An 18,314-nucleotide genomic window follows, 5' to 3' on the forward strand; every position below is an offset into this window, starting at 1 on the left:
TCGTCACTGTTCCTGATGGCTCCCGGGGCGCACACTGGTGTTGTGCACGTCACACTGCCGCCGGCAGGAGTTGCTCGTGCCGCGCCCTCCCTTCCCTGCCGCCAGGAGAACCAGCTGCCATGACCACCGACGTGCCGTCCCTGCCCGAGATGGGTACCACCTCCCACACCACGGGCCCACTGGTCGACGCCCAGGCGCAGCCGGCCTCCGCCGTGGCCACCCTGGGCTACGGCCCGGGCCTGCACGCCCTGCTGGCCCGCCCGCGGCGGGAGATGACCGTGTCCATCCCGCTGCGCCGTGACGACGGCTCGGTGGACGTGCTGACCGGCCACCGGGTCCAGCACAACGTCTCCCGGGGCCCGGCCAAGGGCGGGGTGCGCTACAGCCCGCGGGTCGACCTCGACGAGGTCCGCGCCCTGGCGATGTGGATGACCTGGAAGTGCGCCCTGATCGACGTCCCCTACGGCGGCGCCAAGGGCGGGATCACCGTGGACCCCCGCCGCTGCTCCCGCCCCGAGATCGAGCGGCTGACCCGCCGCTACACCTCGGAGATCCTGCCCATCATCGGCCCCGACAAGGACATCCCCGCCCCGGACATCGGCACCGACGAGCAGACCATGGCTTGGATGATGGACACCTTCTCGGTCTCCTCCGGCTACACCGTGCCCGGGGTGGTCACCGGCAAGCCGGTGAGCCTCGGCGGGTCCCTGGGCCGGGCCTCGGCGACCTCGGCCGGGGTGGTGCACATCGCCCTGGCCGCCCTCGAGCACGTCGGCATTCCCGCGGCGCGGGCCACCGCGGCGGTGCAGGGCTTCGGGAAGGTCGGCGCTGACGCCGCCCTGTTCCTCACCGAGGCCGGGGTGAAGGTCGTGTCCGTCTCCGACCAGTACGGGGCCGTCCACCAGGCCGAGGGCCTGAACATCCGCGCCCTCCAGGAGCACGTGGCCGCCACCGGCTCCGTCGGCGGCTTCCCCGGGACCGAGGAGATCCCCGGCGAGCAGCTGCTGACCCTGGAGGTGGACCTCCTGGTGCCCGCGGCCGTGGAAGGGGTGCTCACCGGCGCCAATGCCCGCGACGTCCGCGCCCGGGTGGTCGTGGAGGGCGCCAACGGCCCCACCACCGCCGACGCCGACCGGGTCTTCACCGAGAAGGGGGTGCTGGTCGTCCCGGACATCCTGGCCAACGCCGGAGGCGTGATCGTCTCCTACTTCGAGTGGGTGCAGTCCAACCAGGCCTACTGGTGGTCCCGCCAGGAGGTCGACCACCGGCTCGAGCACCGCATGCTCTCCGCGTGGCACCACCTGCTCGACGTCGCCGCGGCCCGGGACCTCACGCTGCGTGAGGCCGCCACCGTCACCGCCGTGGAGTGCGTGGCCGACGCCCACCGCACCCGCGGCCTCTACCCCTGATCCACCGGGGGACGGGCACCCGGAGGGCCGGGGCCGGGCACGGGCATCCCGCCGGGGCGGCGCGAATCTCCTGCGGGGCCTCCGGGGCGCTACCGTGAGCTTCGATCGCAGCCCTCGCGCTGCCCCGGTCCGTCCCGAAAGGTCCGCATGCCCGCCGCTTCCGCCGCCGCACCTCGTCGTGGTCCCGTGCTGTCCGCCCGTGCGGCCTTCTGGGTGCAGGCGTCCGTGCTCGTGGTGCTCCTGGCCGCCTCCAGCGCGCCCAGTCCGCTGTACCCGCTGTACCAGGAGCTGTGGGGCTTCCCGCCGGTCGTGCTGACCGTCATCTTCGCCGCGTACGTGGTGGCCCTGCTGACCGCGCTGCTCACGGTGGGGTCGCTGTCAGACCACCTGGGGCGCCGCCCGGTGCTGCTGGCCGCCCTGGTCCTGGAGATCGCCGCGATGGTCGTGTTCGTGGCCGCCGACAGCGAGGCCACCCTGGTGGCGGCCCGCCTGGTCCAGGGCGTGGCGACCGGCACCGCCACCGGCGCCCTCGGGGCCTACGTGATCGAGCTCGAGCCGGAGGGCCGCCGGGGGCTGGGCACCGTGCTCACCGGGGCGGGGCCGATCCTGGGCCTGGCCGGGGGAGCGGTGGCCTCGAGCCTCATCGTCGCGGCCGCCCCGCGGATGATCGACGCCGTCTACCTGGTGCTGCTGGGGCTGCTGGTGCTGCAGGTCGTCGGCACAGCGCTCGGCCCCGAGACCGTGGAGCGGGTCCCCGGGGCGCTGGCCTCGCTGCGCCCGCGCGTCTCCTTCCCACCGGCCGTGCGGCGCTCGGCGGTGTGGGTGCTGCCCGCCGCGGCCGCGTGCTGGTCCCTGGGCGGGCTGATCATCTCCCTGGGCCCCAGCCTGGTGCGCTCGCTGACCGGAGCGGACTCCGTGGTGCTCACCGGCGTGGTGGTCGCGGCCCTGACGGGCACCGGCGGGATCGCGATCCTCTTCTTCGGCTCGACCGCACCCCGGCGGGTGCTCGCCGTGGGCATGAGCGTTCTGGTGGCGGGCATGGCCGCCACGATCGCGGCGCTCGCCGTCGGGTCCGTGGGCCTGTACCTCGCGGCCACGGTGCTGGCCGGCGTCGGCTTCGGGGCCGGCTTCCTCGGGGTCCTGCGCCTGCTCCTGCCGCAGGCGGCACCGCACGAGCGGGCGGGGCTGCTCTCGGCGATCTACGTGGTCAGCTACCTCTCGCACAGCATCCCGGCCGTGGCGGCCGGGGCCGTCGCGGGTGCGGCGGGCCTGGTGCCCACGGCCGTCGGCTACGCGGCCATGGTGATGCTGCTGGCCGTCATCGTGCTCCTGGGCCTGCTCCGGAACCGCTCGCGCCGCTCATGACCTCCGGCGGTGGTGCAGGATGAGCAGCCGGGCGTAGCCGTCCATGAGGCGGTCGATGAGGTCGACCTTCAGGCACTCGTGCTCGGAGATCCTCCGCAGGGTGTGCAGGGAGGTCCCGTCGAACTGCACGGGCGGAGGCAGCTCGAGTCCGTCACCGGGCGGCTCGACGTCCAGCCGCCACGCGCCCAGGTCCTGCTGCGGGGTGGCGCCGTGTTCCCGTCGGCGCGCCCACAGCCGGCCGTCCGTGCCCACGACCACGCCGCGCACCACGTGCCACCCGTGGCCGCACGCCACCCGGGAGAACGCGTGGCCGACCAGGGGATAGGACCTGGCGCCGCGCGGAACGTGCGCGAGCTTGGCCGGCTTCAGGCCCTCCCGGCGCAGCAGCTCGCTCGCCTCGATCCCGACCTTCCGCACCTCGTCCAGGGCCCGTTGCAGCGCTGCCGCGTGGGCTCCGGACACCGGTGGGGTCCCGCGGCCGGGCTCCTGCCGTCTCGTGGGCTGTGCGGCGTCCCGGGAGCGGTGCTCGTCCTCGATGCTCATGTCACCCCTCATGTCGTCGGTGTCGATTCTATGTGCGTCACCTCACACGGACGGCGACCAGGAGCGGGCGGGACGGATGTGTCTCCGCCCGGGCCGGCGGGAGGGCCGGGTGGCCGAGGAGCTCTTGTGCGTCACCGGCGACCGACGATGATGGAGGGTGAACAGCCGCTCGGGCACCGGCCACGGCAGGGATCCCCGTGCCGCGGGGTCGTCGGCGGCGGCGACCTGGCCGCCCAGTTCGCCGAGGCCGGACTCCTGGACCAGCTAATGGTCTCCATCGCGCCGGTCACCCTCGGGGCCGGCCGCCCCCTGTTCCCCCGCCGCTTCGACCTGGAGCTGACGGACGTGGCCCGCAATCGCGCGTTCGTCTGTGCGACCTACCGCGTGGTGGGTCCGATGGCGCCCTCGGGTGGAGGGCCGACCTCCTGACCCCGAGGGGGCTCACATCTCGATGCGGTGGGCCTCCCGCAGGTTCACGAAGCGCTCGGGGTCCGAGGTCAGCACGATCACCCGGGGCCGCTCCCCGGCGGTGGTGATGGCCGAGGCCAGCCGGCGGAGCCGCTGCGGATCGGAGGGGTGCTGGTCAGGCGACGCGGACGCTCCGTCGCGGAGGTCGCCGCCGTCGGGACGGCCACGGCGGAGTACCTGAAGGTGCTCGAGCAGCTGTACGGCTACGTCATCCCCTACCTGATCGAGCAGCTGCACGTGTCGAACCACGACCACATCGGGCTGGTCCGGGCACTGGCCGCACGCGACGCTGCAACGGCCGTGCAGATCTCCCATCAGCACGTGGACCGGCTGCACCGGACCATGTTCGTGGGCTCCTGGAGGCTCGCCCGGTGGGGGACTCCTCCGGATCCGCGTGACGCGCCGCCGCCCGGTGGGCGGTGCGCCGCACGCAACAGGTCAGCCGTTGATCCGGCTCACCCGGGCCGGGACGGGGGAGTCCGCCGTGGTGCCGGTGCCCAGCTGCCCCACCTGGTTCCGGCCCCAGGCCCAGACCGTGCCGTCCTGCGTGAGCGCGTGCGCGGCCAGGTGCATCGGCTCGAGCTCCCGGACCGGGGGGAGGCCGGCGACCTGCACCGGGACGGACGAGTTCGTCGTGGTGCCGTCCCCGAGCTGCCCGAATCCGTTCAGACCCCAGGCCCAGGCCGTGCCGTCCGCCGTGACGGCGTACGCGGACGAGCCGTTCACCGCGACGTTCTCGACCTGGGGGAGCCCGGTGACCCGGACCGGGACGGAGGAGTTCGTCGTGGTGCCGTTGCCCAGCTGACCGGCGTAGTTGCCGCCCCAGGCCTGGACCGTGCCGTCCTCCGTCAGTGCCTGCGCGAAGGCGAGGCCTGCCGCGAGGCTCTCGACCCCGGAGAGCCCGGTGACCTGGGCGGGGACGGAGGAGCTCGTCGTGGTGCCGTTGCCCAGCTGACCGGCGTGGTTGCCGCCCCAGGCCCGGACCGTGCCGTCCGAGCGGAGCGCGTAGACCGAGGAACCGCCCGTCGTGAGGCTCTCGACCCCGGACAGTCCGGCGATCCGGACCGGGACGGAGGAGTTCGTCGTGGTGCCGTTCCCCAGCTCACCGCTCCTGTTGTAGCCCCAGGCCCAGACCGTTCCGTCCGTGGTCAGGGCGTACGCGGAGGCACCGCTCGCCGCCAGGCTCTCGACCCCGGGCAGTCCCGTGACCCGGACCGGGACGGAGGAGTTCGTCGTGCTGCCGTTGCCCAGCTCGCCGAAGGCATTCGAGCCCCAGGCCCACACCGTTCCGTCCGTGGTCACCGCATACGAGGAGCGTCCGTTCGTCGCGAGGCTCTCGACCCCGGGAAGTCCCGTGACCCGGACGGGGACGCTGACCCGGGCGGGGGAGCCCGCCGTGGTGCCGATCCCGAGCTGCCCGGCGTGGTTCCCGCCCCACGCCCAGACGGCGCCGTCGGCCGTGAGGGCGAACACGGAGGCACCGCCCGTTGCCAGGCTCTCGACGTCGGAGAGCCCGGCGACCTGGACGGGGAAAGAGGAGTTCGTCGTGGTGCCGTTGCCCAGCTGACCGGCGTAGTTGCCGCCCCAGGCCCAGACGGTGCCGTCGGTCCGGACCGCGTAGGCCGCCTCGTAGCCGGTGCCGAGTTCAGCGGTCGGGACGCCCCGGCCCGGCAGGAGCGGGTCGAGACGGTGGAGGAAGGCGGCCATCTGGTCGCGCAGCACGGGCTGGTAGGGGCGGAAGAGCCGGGTGCCGTCGGGCCCGGACCAGCCGGTGGAGATCCCGGTCTGGGCCAGCCAGGAGATCTCCTCGTAGAAATCGTGGGTGGTGGGCACGTCCGCGAACGGAACCGCCCCGCCGTGCTCGGCCTGCGGCACCCTCAGCGGGACGACCTGCGGAGCCCCCGGCGGCGCCTGGGCGCGCACCGGAGCCGTGCCGGCCTGGGCGAGACCGGCGGCGCCCAGCAGCACCAGGGCCACCAGCACTCCGAGGACCGAGCGGACGAGACGAAATCCGGGACGCACCATGTCCGCGACTCCTTGCCGGCAGGGGCACCGACCGCGGACGTGCTGCGAGGGCCGGCGAGTACTGATGCAAATCATACCGAGCCGCGCCTCGAGCCGTCCCTGTGTGACAGAGGCACCCGGGAACGCACCGGTGGGCCCGGGATCCCGAGCGCCCGACTCGTGGTGGTTCCGGCCGGGCTCACATCTCGATCCGGTGGGCCTCCCGCAGGTTCACGAAGCGCTCGGGGTTCGAGGTCAGCACGATCACCTGGGTCCGCTCCCCGGCGGTGGTGATGGCCGAGGCGAGCCGGCGGAGCCGCTGCGGATCGGAGTGGCCCAGGGCGTCGTCGAGCAGCACCGGCACGCCGTCCTCCGGGTCCACGAGCAGGGCGGTGGCGAGCCGGATGAGGATCACCAACTGCTCCTTGGCCCCGGTCGAGAGGGCGGAGAACGGCAGCCAGTCGCCGTGGAGCTTGCGCTGCTCGACCTCCAGGGACCCGCTCACCAGGACCTCGAAGTCCGGTCCGTAGACCGCCTTGCCCAGCTGCTCGACCTCGGTGCGGAACGGCTGGACGTACTGGGCGTGGGCGCGCTCGCGGTGCTCCAGCAGGGTCCGTTCCAGGAGCAGGGCGGCCTCGGCCCGTCGCTCGACCCCGGCGAGGTGGCGCCGGGCCGCCTCGAGCCGCGTCCCGGCCTGGTCGTGGGCCAGCTGCACCCGGTCCCGGCCCATGCCCTCGAGCCGGCCCTGCAGGGAGTTGTGGCGGCCCCGCCGCTCGGCCAGCAGCGTCTCGAGCCCCTCGATCTCGTCCGCGACGTGCTGCCGGTCCCCGAGCACCCGGTCGGCGTCGAGTCCGGCGAGGGCCGCCTCGTGAGCCTCGATCTCCTCCTGGACCGTGGCGAGCGCCTCGGCCGCCGCGGTCGCGGCACGGTCGAGGTCCTCGTCCGGCAGCTCGCGGCGGGCGTCCTCGAGCCGGGCCCTGCCGGCGGTGAGGGCCCGCTCCTGCTCGAGCGCGGCGCCCTGGAGGGAGTGCAGCGTGGTCTGGGCGGACTGCAGGGCGGACCGGGCCGCCTCGGCGGCCGCCTCGGCGCGGTGCACGGCGTCCTCGGCCTCGGTGAGGGCGGCCTCGGCGGCCTCCACCGTCTCCTGGGCGGCAGCTGCGGTCGCCGGCAGCGGCACCGCGTCGTCGCGCCGGCCGCCGTACTGCTCGATCGCGGCGGCGAGGCGGTCCCGGTCGTCCCGCAGGCGGCTCTCGTCCTCGCCGCCGAGCAGGCGGTCGCGCTGGGCCGCGGCCTCGCGCACCTGCTGCGCCAGCTCCTGGGCCTCGCGCCACTCCGCGCGGGCCTCGGCGACCGACCCGACGCCGTGCCGCGCCAGCAGCGCGGCGCACCGCTCGCGGGCGGTGCGGGCGGCGTCCCGTCGGGTCTCGATGCCCTGCTCCGGGAGGACCCGCACCCGCCACTCGCCGGGGATCTCGACCTCGACCTCGTCCGTCACCGGCACGGACCACGGCTCCTCCGGGCCGACCTCCTCGGTCTCGCCGCCGCGCACGATCGGGCGTGCGCGGCCCAGCGCGGTGAGCTCCACCCGGGCGCTGCCGGCCGCCAGCTCCGCCTCGGCCCTCTCCGCCGCCCGCTCGGCCCGCTCGAGCTCGTCGACGATCTCCTCGTCGATCTCGGTGCCGGGGCGGGAACCCAGCTCGGCCAGCTGCGCCCGGACCGCCTCGAGGGAGTCCAGGATCTCGAGCGCGCGGCGGTGGCGCTCGACGTCGTCGAGGTGCTTCCGGTCCTCCCGCGCGGACCGGTGGGCGGCGCGGGCCTCCTGCACCGCGGCCTGGGCCGCGGCCCGGCGCTCCTCGGCCTCCTCGGCGTGCTCGCGCACCGGGGCGAGCTCCTGCTCGCAGGCCAGCAGGTCCCCGGCGAGCGCCGTGCTGCGCTCCTCGTCGGCGGTGAGCGCGGCCACGAGCTCCGCGCGCCGGGCGGAGCGCTCGCCGGCCCGGTCCAGTTCGGCCCGGGCCGCGTCCCGGCGGCGCTGCGCCTCCTGCCGCTGCCGCTGGACGGCCTCGATCTCCCCGGCGGCCCGGTCCAGCTCCGTCTTCTCCGCGCGGGCGGTGCCGAGCTTCCGGCCGGTGGCGGCGATCACCTCGGTGAGCTCCGCCAGCTCCTCCTCGACCACCGTGATGTCCCGCAGCTCCTCGGCGGTCTCCGCGGCGGCGGTCTCGGCCGCACGGCAGTCCGTCTCGGCCTGGACGAACCGGGCGTTCTTCTTCCGGGTCGAGGTCCAGTACTTGTCGCACTCGGCGCGCACGCGCTCCAAGAGGGAGGCGACCTCGCGGTCGTCGCCCTGGGCCTGGCCGGCGTGGCACTCCAGGGCCCGGCGCAGCGCCGCGCTGTCGGTGAGGGCGTTCTGGGTCAGCCCGCCGGCCTGCATGAAGCGCAGGGCCTTCCACAGCGCGGTGTCGGCTCCGCCCCACAGCTGCTCGGCGGCGTCGTGGGCCTCGCGGCCGGTGAGCGTGCGGCCGTCCCCGCCCACGTGGCGGAGGGTCGTGGACGGCCGCTTCAGCCACTGCTTGGTGTAGACGACCCGGGTGGGCCCGATCGAGAACTCCGCCTCCACGAGGACGGGCACGTCCCGGCCGGCGGGCTTCGCCCCGGTGATCTTCTTGTGCTTGCTGTTGTCCGGGAGCTCGATCAGCGCGTCCAGTGCGTCGATCATCGAGGTCTTGCCGATCTCGTTGCGGCCGGTCAGCACGACGACCCCCGCGTCGGGGAACTCGACCTCGCGGGCGGTCACGCCGCGGAAGTTCTCCAGCCGGAGACGGTGCAGCTTCATCGGGCAGGTCCTCCCACGAGTCGGTACAGGAGTCTGAGGGCGTCCCCGGCGGCGGGCGCGTCCTCGCCCTCGGACGCGGCCAGCTCGCGCAGCTCGGTGACGGCCTCGGCGGCGTACCCGCCGACGTCGAGGTCCTCGAACTCGTGCTGGTCCGGGACCACCGCGAGGTCGGTGTGCCGCTCCCACGCGTTGAGGCTCGCGAAGACCTCGGCCTGCTGCTCGAGCAGCAGGTCCAGCTCCGCGGACTCCGAGAGGTTCAGGGTGCCGGTGAACACGGTCTTGAGGATGATCCGCTCCTTCGGGGTGAGCGCGGCGAGCTCGGCCCGCAGCGCCTCGACGTCGCCGGCGCCGTCGAGCTGGCGTTCGAGCACCCGGTGCTCCCACCGCCCCACCTCGTGGGAGGTCACCCGGGCGCCGGAGCCGTCCAGCGCCACCTCGAGGACGTGTCCGCGGCCGGGTTCGCGGAAGCCCGTGGACTCGTGGGTGCCGGAGTAGTGGATCGCGCCGCGGTCGTCCTCGGGCCAGCGGATGTGCCGGTCGCCGAGCGCCACGTAGTGGATCAGCCCACCGGCCAGCGCCTCGTCCAGGGGCGCGCGGCGCACGGTGACCTGGGAGGTGCGGTCGGGGTCGAGCTCGTCGAGCATTCCGTGGCCGACGACGACGCGCAGCGTCCCGTCCGCCGCCAGCCCCTCCAGGGCCGGGGCGACCGGGTCCGCGTCGGGGCGCTTGCTGCGCCAGGGCGCGGCCACCAGCTCGACGCCCTCGGCGACGGGCCACGGGCCCACCTCGTCCAGGAGGACCACGTTCTCCGGCTTCGCGCCGAGGAAGGCCTCCTGGGCGTAGAGGGATCCCGGCCCGAGGGGGTCGTGGTTGCCGGGCAGCAGGTACACCGGCAGCTGCACCGAGCCCATGGCGTCCAGGGCGCGCCCCACGTCCCGCCGGCTCAGGTTGGCGTGCTCGAAGACGTCGCCGGCCACCAGCACGAACGCGCAGTCCCGGGCGCGGGCCAGCTCCCCGATGCGGCGGATCGTCTCGACCCGGTCGCCGGTGTACCGGGACTGGGCCTCGCCCTCGAGGTAGTGCCGGGTCATGCCCAGCTGCCAGTCGCTCGTGTGGAGGAAACGGATGCTCGTCATCGAGGCTCCTCGTGCGGTCGGGGGTGCTGTCCTGGGGGGTGCGGCTCCTCTGCCACGCTATCGGCACCGGCGGACACCGCAGGCCCCGGCACCCCGGCGTGTGCTTCGATGGGGCACATGGAGCCGAGCAGCCGGAAGGACCTGTGGGCGGCCGTCCACGCCGAGCGCGCACGCCTGGCCGAGGACCTGGCCGGCCTGGACCGCGCGCAGTGGGCGGCGCCGTCCCTGTGCGGTCGGTGGACCGTGGAGGACGTCGTCGCCCACCTCACCGCGGCCGCGAGCACCGGCCGGCTCCGCTGGCTCCGGAGCGTGCTGGGGGCCCGCTTCGACTTCGACCTGCACAACCAGCGGCGGCTCGAGGAGCACCGGGGCGCCACCCCGGCCGAGACGCTCCGGCGCTTCCGCGCCGTGGTCGGCAGCACCGTGGCACCCTCCAAGGACACCGCGGCGTGGCTGGGGGAGGTCGTCGTGCACGGCCAGGACGTCCGCCGCCCGCTCGGCCTGCAGCGCACGCCCCCGGTCGACACCGTGACCGCGGTGGCACGGTTCTTCGTGCGCAAGGACTTCGCGGTGCCCAGCCGCAGCGCCGCCCAGGGCCTGCATCTCGTGGCGACCGACGGCCCGTTCGAGTCCGGATCCGGGCCCCTGGTCAGCGGGCCCACCCTGGCGATCGTCATGGCGATGGCCGGCCGCGCGGCGTACTGCGACGACCTGACCGGCGAGGGCATCTCGATCCTGCGGTCCCGCTGCTCGCCCGCCTGAGCGAGCAACCTGAGAGAGTGAGGAGAGGACCGGCCGCGCGCCGGTTCCGCACGACACCACACACCCGAGCAGAGGAGACACCTTGGCCGAGACCATCGCCGGCATCACCGTTCCGGACTCCGCCCTCGTCCGCGAGACCACCGAGCTGGTCCGCCGGGCCGCCGACGAGAGCCTGTTCAACCACTCCCGCCGGGTCTTCCTCTTCGGCATGCTCAAGTCCGCCGCGCGCGGGCTCGAGGTGGACCCGGAGCTCGCCTACGTGGGGGCGATGTTCCACGACCTCGGCCTCACCGACGAGTACCGCACCCAGAACCAGCGCTTCGAGATCGACGGCGCCGCGGCGGCGCAGGCGTTCCTGCGGGACCACGGACGCTCCGCGGCGGAGGCCCGCCGGGTGTGGCTGGCGATTGCCCTGCACACCACCCCGGAGATCCCGCTGCACCTGGAGCCCGAGGTCGCCGTGGTCACCCTCGGCGTGGAGACCGACGTGCTGGGCCTGGACCTGGACCAGATCTCCGAGGAGCACCGCGCCGAGGTCGTCGCCGCGCACCCCCGGCCGGACTTCAAGAACAAGATCCTCCGCGCGTTCTACGACGGCATGTCCGACCGTCCCGACACCACCTTCGGCACCATGAACGACGACGTGCTCGCCCACTTCGACCCGGACTTCCACCGGGAGGACTTCGTGCGCGTCATCCAGGAGAACGCCTGGCCCGAGTGAGCGCCGAGGGCCTCCGCAGCCCGGCGGAGGCCCCGGCGCCTGCGGGCTCGCCGCCGCGCGGTCGCACCGTTGTGCCGATCGGAGGGCAGGAGGAGCATGGAACCCCGGCCCGTCGATGCTCCAGGAGTTCCCGTGGCGTACAAGTTCTTTCCCCACGTCCCCGTCGCCGACCTGGAGCGCTCACGGTCCTTCTACCAGGCCCTGGGCTGGCGGACGGCGCCCGGCCTGGCCGAGGGGCACAGCATGGTCCTGGACCTCGGCGAGGACTTCGGGGTCACGCTCGTCGAGCGGCGGTTCATGCAGCAGGCCGTCGGCGAGGACCAGGAGCTCGCGGATCCCCGCCGCACGGTGAGCGGAAGCTTCGCCCTGCTCGTCGACATCCCCGAGGACGTCGACGTCCTGGTCGAGCGGGCGGTCGCCGCCGGCGCCACCGCGGGGCACCGGAAGGACGACAGCTACACGAGCCACCGGGTGTTCGCCGACCCGGACGGCCACCGGTGGAACATCGTGTGGATGGACCCGCTCCTGACGGCCCGGGAGTGAGGCGCGCCCCGAACGACGAGACCGGACGCTCCGTGGCCGGAGAGCTGAGGCCGGAACCCCGCCCCGGAGCAGCATTCACAAGATTCACCGGATTCACCGACGTTCACCGGGCCGTGAACGGTGCGGGGGATCGCCGGCATCCGGCCGGTCCGCCAGCTGCCGTCGTGCCTCCGCCCCGGCTCATCCGCGCCGGTAGGCGTGCCCCATCTCGGTGTGGGACCAGCGGGCCTCGAACCGGGAATCGCCGCTGCGCCGCACGGCCTCCGCGGTCTCCCGGTCCAGCGCGGACCGCCACTCCTCGATGGTGAGCAGGTCAGAGGACCTCAGCAGCGGCTGCCGGTAGATGTTCAGCGCCCGGGCGACTTCGCCCTGTTCGAGCGCGGCCCGAAGCCGCAGGACGTCGCTGGTGACTGCGTCCGGGTCGGCAAACCGGTAGGGCCCGGTGGTGATCACCGCCCCGAGCCGGCGGCGGACCCGGTGGATCTCCGTGCGGACCGTCCCCGGTGTGCCGTGCTCGCCGTAGAGCTCGTAGGCCATCTCCTCGGCGCTCCACCCGCGTTCGCGCAGGCTGAGCAGCGCGAGGATCTCCGCCGACCGCGTCGGCAGGGGGAACCAGTCCCCGCCGCCCACCCGGGCCATGGCCGGCTCGGCGAGCAGGCGCAGCTCCAGGGGCGGCGTGCCGGTCGTGCCAGCGGGGTGTCCAGAGGCCGTCTGGGCGGTGAGCAGCGTCTCGACGACCCGCGCGGCCGAGCGGACCAGAACCCTGGTGTCCGGGGTGGCGCTGCCTCGGGGCCCGGACAGGTCGATGACGCCGAGCACCTCTCCGCTGCCCGGGTGACGCACGGGGGCGGACGTGCAGTCCCAGTCGCTGTGGGACCGGGCGAAGTGCTCGGCTCCGCGCAGCTCCTCCGCGGCCCCGCTGCGCAGCGCCTGGGCGATCGCGTTGGTGCCCACGCCGTGCTCGTCCCAGCCGGCGCCCTCGACGAAGCCGAGCCTGTCGGCGCGCCCGAGCGGTGAGCGTCCCCCGCGCCGCCACAGCACCGTGCCATCGGGTCCCGTGAGGACGGCGACCCGGGCTTCCGCGGTGTCACGGGCGACGCCCAGGAGATCCGCGACGAGGTCGACGTGCGACCCCAGCGGTGAGAGCGTCCGCTGGTGCTCGATCTCGTGGTCCGGGAGCACCTCCCGCGGGCCGTCCAGGTCGCGGGACATGCCGCGGGCGGCGCACCGCTCCCAGGCGGAACGCACCCGTTCCGGTGTCCTCGTCGATCCGCAGCTGTCCACAGCGCGCTCCTCCGTCCTCTGCGCTCGTCCCCGATGCAACGCCGAGGAAACCCCCACGGCCCCACAGTGGTGACACGCATCACATCGGAGCCTATGCCACGGGGCGTCCGGCGTACATCGAGGAGGAACCATGACCGAGACCGACACCGGCGTGCGCGCCGGGACTGACATCGCCCGCACCTGGCTGGCTTCGCTCGAGGAAGCCCTCACGGCCGGCAACGCGGACGCGGCGGCGGCGCTGTTCGAGGAGGACGGCTTCTGGCGCGACTTCCTGGCGTTCACCTGGAACCTCAAGACCCTGGAGGGCCGCGACCAGATCTGCCGGATGCTCGCGCAGACCCTGCCGCACGTCCGGCCCTCTGGGTGGGAGGTCGAGGGTGAGCCCACCACGGCGGACGGGGTGACCGAGTGCTGGGTGCGCTTCGAGACCTCCGCCGGGTCCGGGTGGGGCTATCTGCGGCTGCGCGACGGGAAGGCGTGGACCCTGCTGACCACGCTGCAGGACCTGCGCGGGTTCGAGGAGCAGAAGGGGCCGCGCCGGGACCGCGGCGTCGTCCACGAGATCACCCGGGAGCGCACCACCTGGCTGGAGCGGCGCCGGGCGCGGGAGGAGGCCCTCGGCCGGACCGAGCAGCCGTACTGCCTCGTCGTCGGCGGCGGACAGGGCGGCATCGGCCTGGCCGCCCGGCTGCAGCGCCTCGGCATCCCCACGATCGTGGTGGACAAGCACGAGAAGGCCGGAGACGCCTGGCGCAACCGCTACAAGTCCCTGCACCTGCACGACCCCGTCTGGTACGACCACATGCCCTACCTGCCGTTCCCCGACGACTGGCCGGTGTTCCCCGCCAAGGACAAGATCGCCGACTGGCTCATGCACTACGCCGACATCATGGAGCTCAACTACTGGGCGAAGACCGAGTGCCGGTCGGCGGAGTGGGACGAGGAGACGGGGACCTGGACCGTCGTCGTCGATCGCGACGGCGAGGAGATCACCCTGCACCCCACTCAGCTCGTCTTCGCACTGGGCGTCTCCGGGTACCCGAGGATCCCCGAGTTCCCCGGTGCGGACGTCTTCCGTGGCGCACAGCACCACTCCTCCGCCCACGCCGGCGGCGACGACTGGGCGGGCAAGCGGGCCGTGGTCATCGGGTCCAACAACTCCGCCCACGACATCTGCGCCGACCTCTGGGAGCACGGGGCCGAGGTCACCATGGTCCAGCGCTCCTCCACTCACATCTCCCGCAGCGAGTCGCTCATGGACCTCGTTCTGAAACCGCTCTACTCGGAGGAGGCGCTGGAGGCCGGCATCACCACGGACCGGGCAGACATGCTGTTCGCGTCGTGGCCGTACCGGGTCCTGCCGGACGTCCAGCGGCCCGCGTTCGAGGAGATGGCCCGCCGGGACGAGGACTTCTACGCGGCGCTGGAGTCGTCCGGCTTCGATCTCGACTTCGGGGAGGACGGCTCCGGGCTGTTCCTGAAGTACCTGCGCCGTGGCTCCGGGTACTACATCGACGTGGGCGCCTCGCAGCTGATCATCGACGGGCGGGTCCGGCTGGTCTCCGGCCAGGTCGACCACCTCACGGAGGACGCGGTGGTCCTCGACGACGGGACCGAGCTGCCGGCGGACCTGGTCGTCTACGCCACCGGGTACGGGTCCATGAACGAGTGGCTCGCGGACCTCGTCTCCCCGGAGGTCGCCGACCGGGTCGGCAAGTGCTGGGGCTACGGCTCGGACACCACCCGGGACCCCGGGCCCTGGGAGGGCGAGCTGCGGAACATGTGGAAGCCCACCAACGTGGAGAACCTCTGGATCCACGGCGGAAACCTGCACCAGAGCAGGCACTACTCCAAGTACCTCGCCCTGCAGCTCAAGGCCCGGATGGAGGGTATGCCCACGCCGGTGTTCGAGCTCGAGGAGTCCCACCACCCCCGGTGACGCCGACCCGGCGCGACGGCGGGGCGCCGGAAGGGATCACCCGTGCCGACGCTCCGCCGTCGGGTGCTGGGCTCTGTCAGGCGGCGGAAAGCTTGATCCGCAACGCCTCGGCCTCGGCGATGATCTCGGCCTTCGACCTCGAGGGCACCACGATGACGCGATTCCCTTCGCTCGGAAGGCGAATGCTGTAGGTGCCGTCAGAGTTCGGCGTCACCAGCTCGTCGAAGGCGTGAGTGAGGCCGACCCTGTACCGGGGCGTCTTCTTGTCCATAGGAGTCACTCGCCTCTGCGTTTCCAGGGGCACCACCATCGGCCCGATGCTGCCGGGTCACTCCTCGAGCTTCCGGGCCTCCTCCTCCCAGGCGGCGCGGGCGTCCCGGTCCTCGGTGGGCCGGCGGGTCTCCCGCAGGGCGCGCAGTGCGGCGGTTCGCTGCTTCGCGAGGGACTCCGCGGCGGCTCTCGTGGCGGCGTCCTCGCGGGCCTGGGCCCGGGCGGCGGTGACGGCGTCCATGATGTGCTCCACGCCCAGCGCGCCGCCCTCCAGGTAGGCGGTGCGGACGGCCCGGTCCGGGTGGTACAGGTACTGGTCGTTGACCTGGCCGAGGCTGGTGTCGAACTCCTCGTCGGTCGCGTCGGAGATCATCGCGACCACCCGGTCCAGGCGGGCGTCCACCTGGTCGATGAGGCCGTGGCGTCGCGCGCTGCCGCGCAGGGACCACAGGGCCCGGCCGTGCTGCCGGAGCCGGTCCGCGTCCCAGTCCGCCTGGGGCACCACGGAGAGGGTCCCGGTGAGGAGCCGCGCGTCCCTGCTCTCCTCCGGCCGGGGCAGGGAGCGGAGGTGCCACGAGATCCAGGCCGTGCGCATGTTGGACGCCCCGGCCGCCCGGGCCTCCTCCGCGGACGGCTGCCCGGACCAGCGGGGACCGGCCGGCTGCTCGTCGTCGTCGTCGGCGTCGGCGTCGTCGTCGGTCGGCGCGGTCTGCCGGGTGGCGCGGGTCCGGCTCGTGATGAAGCCGGCGCTGAGCCAGACCAGCAGCCCGGCCAGGGCCAGGCCGAGAAGGGCGGCGCCGCCGAGGAGCAGGAACCGGAACAGGCCGAAGAAGACCACCACGGCGATCAGGACCACCCACACGGTGGCGCCGCTGCTGCTCCCGGTGTTCTTCATGACGGCCCCCGACGACCACGTGCTTCCTGGCCGCCCATTCTACCGCCGCGTCCTGGGCGTCGCGGGGCCCGTCAGGTCGCCTTCGCGTGGGTGGAGGCGTCCCGGTAGTCGGTGTACATGTACGGGTTGTCCAGGATCCTGGTCTCGGGGATGTCGGGGTTCATCCCCTTCTCCCAGGCCTCCTCGCCGAGGGTGGCGCGCAGGTGCTCCACGGTGGCCTCGACCTTCGAGCGCAGTGACCGCAGGTCGACGTCGAGCAGGCGGTGCTCGTGCTTGACCGTCCGGCCGTTGACCAGGACCGTGTGCACGTCACCACGGCCGGCCTGCAGGGCCACGTGGCCGTAGGGGTTGAGCATCGGGAAGGACGCGGGCGAGGCGTCGTTCTTGATGAGCACCACGTCGGCCTTCTTCCCCGGCTCGAGGCTGCCCACCGCGTGGTCCAGCGACAGCGCGGTGGCCCCGCCGCGGGTGGCCCAGTCCACCACGTGCTCGGCGCGCAGGGCCGAGTGCGTCACGGTCTCGCCGGCCTCGTGGGCGCGCAGGTGCTCGTAGGAGCGGTCGGCGCCGAGGGTGGCGCGCATCGCCACGAACAGGTCGCTGCTGAACCACACGCTGGTGTCGATCGACAGGGACATCGGGATGTCGTGCTGGCGCAGCACCCAGGACGGCGGGTAGCCCTGCCCGCAGCTCTGCTCGCTCTCCGTGGACAGGGACACGGACCCGCCGGTCGCACCGATGCGCTGGTAGGAGTCGTGGCTGAGGGTCGCCGCGTGGACGTAGACCGTGCCCGGGGTCATGAAGCCGTGCTCGTGCATGAGCCGCACGCCGTCGTCGTTCGTGGCGCCCCAGACCCCGGCGTGCGTGGTCACCGGCAGGTCCAGCTCCCGGGCCACCTCGAAGGCGCCCTTCTCCGGGAAGGACGGGTCACCGGTGACGTCGAAGGCCAGCTGGAACTTCAGCATGTCGGAGCGCGGGTTGCGCCGCTCCACGAAGTTCTTGAAGTCCGCGGAGGCGGTCCACTCGGAGGGCCCGGCGAAGATGTTGCCGGGGGCGAAGACGAATCGCCCGCCTGTCCCCTCGAGCGCCTCCAGCGCGGCCTCGGCGTGGTCGATGGTGCTCAGCCCGTGGGACCAGTCCACGCTGGTGGTCACACCGGCGTCCAGGGCGTCGTAGGCCGAGAGCAGGTTGCCCGCCGCGATGTCCTCGGGGCGGAACGCGGTCCCGTGCTCGAGGTAGTACCAGACGAAGTACTGGGTGAGCGTCCAGTCCGCCCCGTAGCCGCGCATCGCGGTCTGCCACATGTGCCGGTGCGTGTCGATCATCCCGGGCATGATCACGCCCCCGGCGGCGTCGATCTCGAACGTGCCCTCGGGCACCTCCAGGGCGGGGCCGACGGCCTCGATGTTCTCGCCGACGACGAGGACGTCGGCGTCGGTGAGCACCCGCTTGGACGCGTCCATCGTCAGGACGGTGCCGTGGCGGAACACGACGGGCTGGCCGGGGGCGGGTGTGCGGGTTTCAGCGGTCACGGTCGACTCCTGGGTGGTGGGTGCTGGTGGTGGATGCTGGTGGGTGCTGCAGGACGGGTGGACGGGCTGGGCTCACCCCGGGGGCGCCGCGGGGCTGCGGCGGAGGACGACCCACAGGAAGAGCAGCGCGGCGACGGCGGCCAGCAGGAACGCGGCCGCGCCGATCCCCGTGCCGCCGAGGAACGGGGCCAGTCCCGGAGCGGCGCCGCCGAGCCACGCGTCGGCGGACCAGGCGCCGGCGCCGGTGAAGGCCAGGACGAGGGCCGCGACGGCGAGCACGTAGGGGTACTCACCGCCCTTCCGGGCGTTCCAGAAGGAGCCTGCGCTGAGCTGGGAGGTGGCGCCGGCCACGGCCATCGTCCCGGCGGCGGCCGCGGCGCCCAGCGGTGTGAGCAGGCCCAGCAGCAGGGAGACCGCGGCCAGGGCCTCCGTGATGCTGGCCATCAGCACCATGGGCCGCCCCGGACGCAGTCCCAGGGACTCGAAGGCCCCGGCCATCACCGACAGCCCGAGGCCCTGGAACCAGCCCAGGGACTTCTGCGCGGCGTGGGCCAGCAGGACCAGGCCCAGCAGGACCCGCAGGAGCAGGATGCCCTCGTCCATGACGACCTCCGTT

At 73.6% G+C, this 18,314-nt stretch carries 17 protein-coding genes; 7 read left to right on the forward strand and 10 right to left on the reverse strand.

The genetic code is table 11. The features are described from left to right. Positions 1 to 119 precede the first annotated feature (119 nt). Entirely contained in the window at positions 120 to 1,409 is a 1,290-nt protein-coding gene (locus tag ACPYN7_RS11410) for a Glu/Leu/Phe/Val family dehydrogenase (RefSeq protein WP_424347730.1), read from the forward strand. A gap of 147 nt (positions 1,410 to 1,556) precedes the next feature. Beyond that, entirely contained in the window at positions 1,557 to 2,774 is a 1,218-nt protein-coding gene (locus ACPYN7_RS11415; RefSeq protein WP_424347731.1) for an MFS transporter, read from the forward strand. Here the strand turns inward: ACPYN7_RS11415 and ACPYN7_RS11420 are convergent. Then, positions 2,769 to 3,317, reverse strand: a complete 549-nt coding sequence (locus tag ACPYN7_RS11420) for a hypothetical protein (RefSeq protein WP_424347732.1) — start codon at positions 3,315 to 3,317, stop codon at positions 2,769 to 2,771. The genes ACPYN7_RS11415 and ACPYN7_RS11420 overlap by 6 nt on opposite strands. Positions 3,318 to 3,464: 147 nt before the next feature. On the opposite strand from ACPYN7_RS11420, the gene ACPYN7_RS11425 reads away from it, so the two are divergent. Further along, positions 3,465 to 3,746, forward strand: coding sequence for a dihydrofolate reductase family protein (locus tag ACPYN7_RS11425; RefSeq protein WP_424347733.1), 282 nt, complete (start codon positions 3,465 to 3,467; stop codon positions 3,744 to 3,746). A 12-nt stretch (positions 3,747 to 3,758) separates the two neighbouring features. Here ACPYN7_RS11425 and ACPYN7_RS11430 read toward each other — a convergent pair whose 3' ends face one another. From ACPYN7_RS11430 to ACPYN7_RS11445, 4 genes are all read right to left on the reverse strand, one after another. Next, on the reverse strand, positions 3,759 to 4,121 hold the full coding sequence (locus tag ACPYN7_RS11430; RefSeq protein ID WP_424347734.1) for a hypothetical protein: 363 nt from the start codon (positions 4,119 to 4,121) through the stop codon (positions 3,759 to 3,761). A gap of 102 nt (positions 4,122 to 4,223) precedes the next feature. Beyond that, on the reverse strand, positions 4,224 to 5,810 hold the full coding sequence (locus ACPYN7_RS11435) for an S-layer homology domain-containing protein (protein WP_424347735.1): 1,587 nt from the start codon (positions 5,808 to 5,810) through the stop codon (positions 4,224 to 4,226). Positions 5,811 to 5,988: 178 nt separating this feature from the next. Then, positions 5,989 to 8,619 carry an AAA family ATPase gene (locus ACPYN7_RS11440; protein WP_424347736.1) on the reverse strand — a complete coding sequence of 877 codons (2,631 nt, stop codon included), beginning with the start codon at positions 8,617 to 8,619 and terminating at the stop codon, positions 5,989 to 5,991. Beyond that, on the reverse strand, positions 8,616 to 9,755 hold the full coding sequence (locus ACPYN7_RS11445) for a metallophosphoesterase family protein (protein ID WP_058872928.1): 1,140 nt from the start codon (positions 9,753 to 9,755) through the stop codon (positions 8,616 to 8,618). The genes ACPYN7_RS11440 and ACPYN7_RS11445 overlap by 4 nt, the downstream gene beginning before the upstream one ends. A gap of 108 nt (positions 9,756 to 9,863) precedes the next feature. Between ACPYN7_RS11445 and ACPYN7_RS11450 the strand changes: the two genes are divergently transcribed. From ACPYN7_RS11450 to ACPYN7_RS11460, 3 genes are all read left to right on the forward strand, one after another. Beyond that, positions 9,864 to 10,517, forward strand: a complete 654-nt coding sequence (locus tag ACPYN7_RS11450) for a maleylpyruvate isomerase family mycothiol-dependent enzyme (protein ID WP_424347737.1) — start codon at positions 9,864 to 9,866, stop codon at positions 10,515 to 10,517. Between the two features lie 82 nt (positions 10,518 to 10,599). Further along, a complete protein-coding gene (locus tag ACPYN7_RS11455; protein WP_424347738.1) occupies positions 10,600 to 11,238 on the forward strand; it encodes an HD domain-containing protein in 639 nt (212 codons plus the stop codon). 132 nt (positions 11,239 to 11,370) lie between these two features. Beyond that, positions 11,371 to 11,781 carry a VOC family protein gene (locus ACPYN7_RS11460; protein WP_058872939.1) on the forward strand — a complete coding sequence of 137 codons (411 nt, stop codon included), beginning with the start codon at positions 11,371 to 11,373 and terminating at the stop codon, positions 11,779 to 11,781. A gap of 180 nt (positions 11,782 to 11,961) precedes the next feature. Here the strand turns inward: ACPYN7_RS11460 and ACPYN7_RS11465 are convergent, their stop codons facing one another. After that, positions 11,962 to 13,029, reverse strand: a complete 1,068-nt coding sequence (locus ACPYN7_RS11465) for a GAF domain-containing protein (protein ID WP_424347739.1) — start codon at positions 13,027 to 13,029, stop codon at positions 11,962 to 11,964. Between the two features lie 166 nt (positions 13,030 to 13,195). On the opposite strand from ACPYN7_RS11465, the gene ACPYN7_RS11470 reads away from it, so the two are divergent. Then, positions 13,196 to 15,004 (forward strand): flavin-containing monooxygenase, encoded by a 1,809-nt coding sequence (locus ACPYN7_RS11470; protein WP_424347740.1) that lies wholly within the window; start codon positions 13,196 to 13,198, stop codon positions 15,002 to 15,004. Between the two features lie 76 nt (positions 15,005 to 15,080). Here ACPYN7_RS11470 and ACPYN7_RS11475 read toward each other — a convergent pair whose 3' ends face one another. From ACPYN7_RS11475 to ACPYN7_RS11490, 4 genes are all read right to left on the reverse strand, one after another. Continuing rightward, the gene (locus tag ACPYN7_RS11475) at positions 15,081 to 15,275 is read right to left on the reverse strand and encodes a hypothetical protein (protein WP_424347741.1); all 195 of its coding nucleotides are present in this window, start codon (positions 15,273 to 15,275) and stop codon (positions 15,081 to 15,083) included. A gap of 57 nt (positions 15,276 to 15,332) precedes the next feature. After that, positions 15,333 to 16,169: a hypothetical protein gene (locus ACPYN7_RS11480; RefSeq protein ID WP_424347742.1), complete on the reverse strand. Its 837-nt coding sequence runs from the start codon at positions 16,167 to 16,169 to the stop codon at positions 15,333 to 15,335. Positions 16,170 to 16,240: 71 nt separating this feature from the next. Further along, positions 16,241 to 17,698 (reverse strand): amidohydrolase family protein, encoded by a 1,458-nt coding sequence (locus ACPYN7_RS11485; protein ID WP_424347743.1) that lies wholly within the window; start codon positions 17,696 to 17,698, stop codon positions 16,241 to 16,243. A gap of 72 nt (positions 17,699 to 17,770) precedes the next feature. Beyond that, a complete protein-coding gene (locus tag ACPYN7_RS11490; protein WP_424347744.1) occupies positions 17,771 to 18,301 on the reverse strand; it encodes a DoxX family membrane protein in 531 nt (176 codons plus the stop codon). Between the last annotated feature and the right edge of the window lie 13 nt (positions 18,302 to 18,314).

The organism is Kocuria sp. CH-021 (assembly GCF_049716185.1).
GTDB lineage: Bacteria > Actinomycetota > Actinomycetes > Actinomycetales > Micrococcaceae > Kocuria > Kocuria cellulosilytica.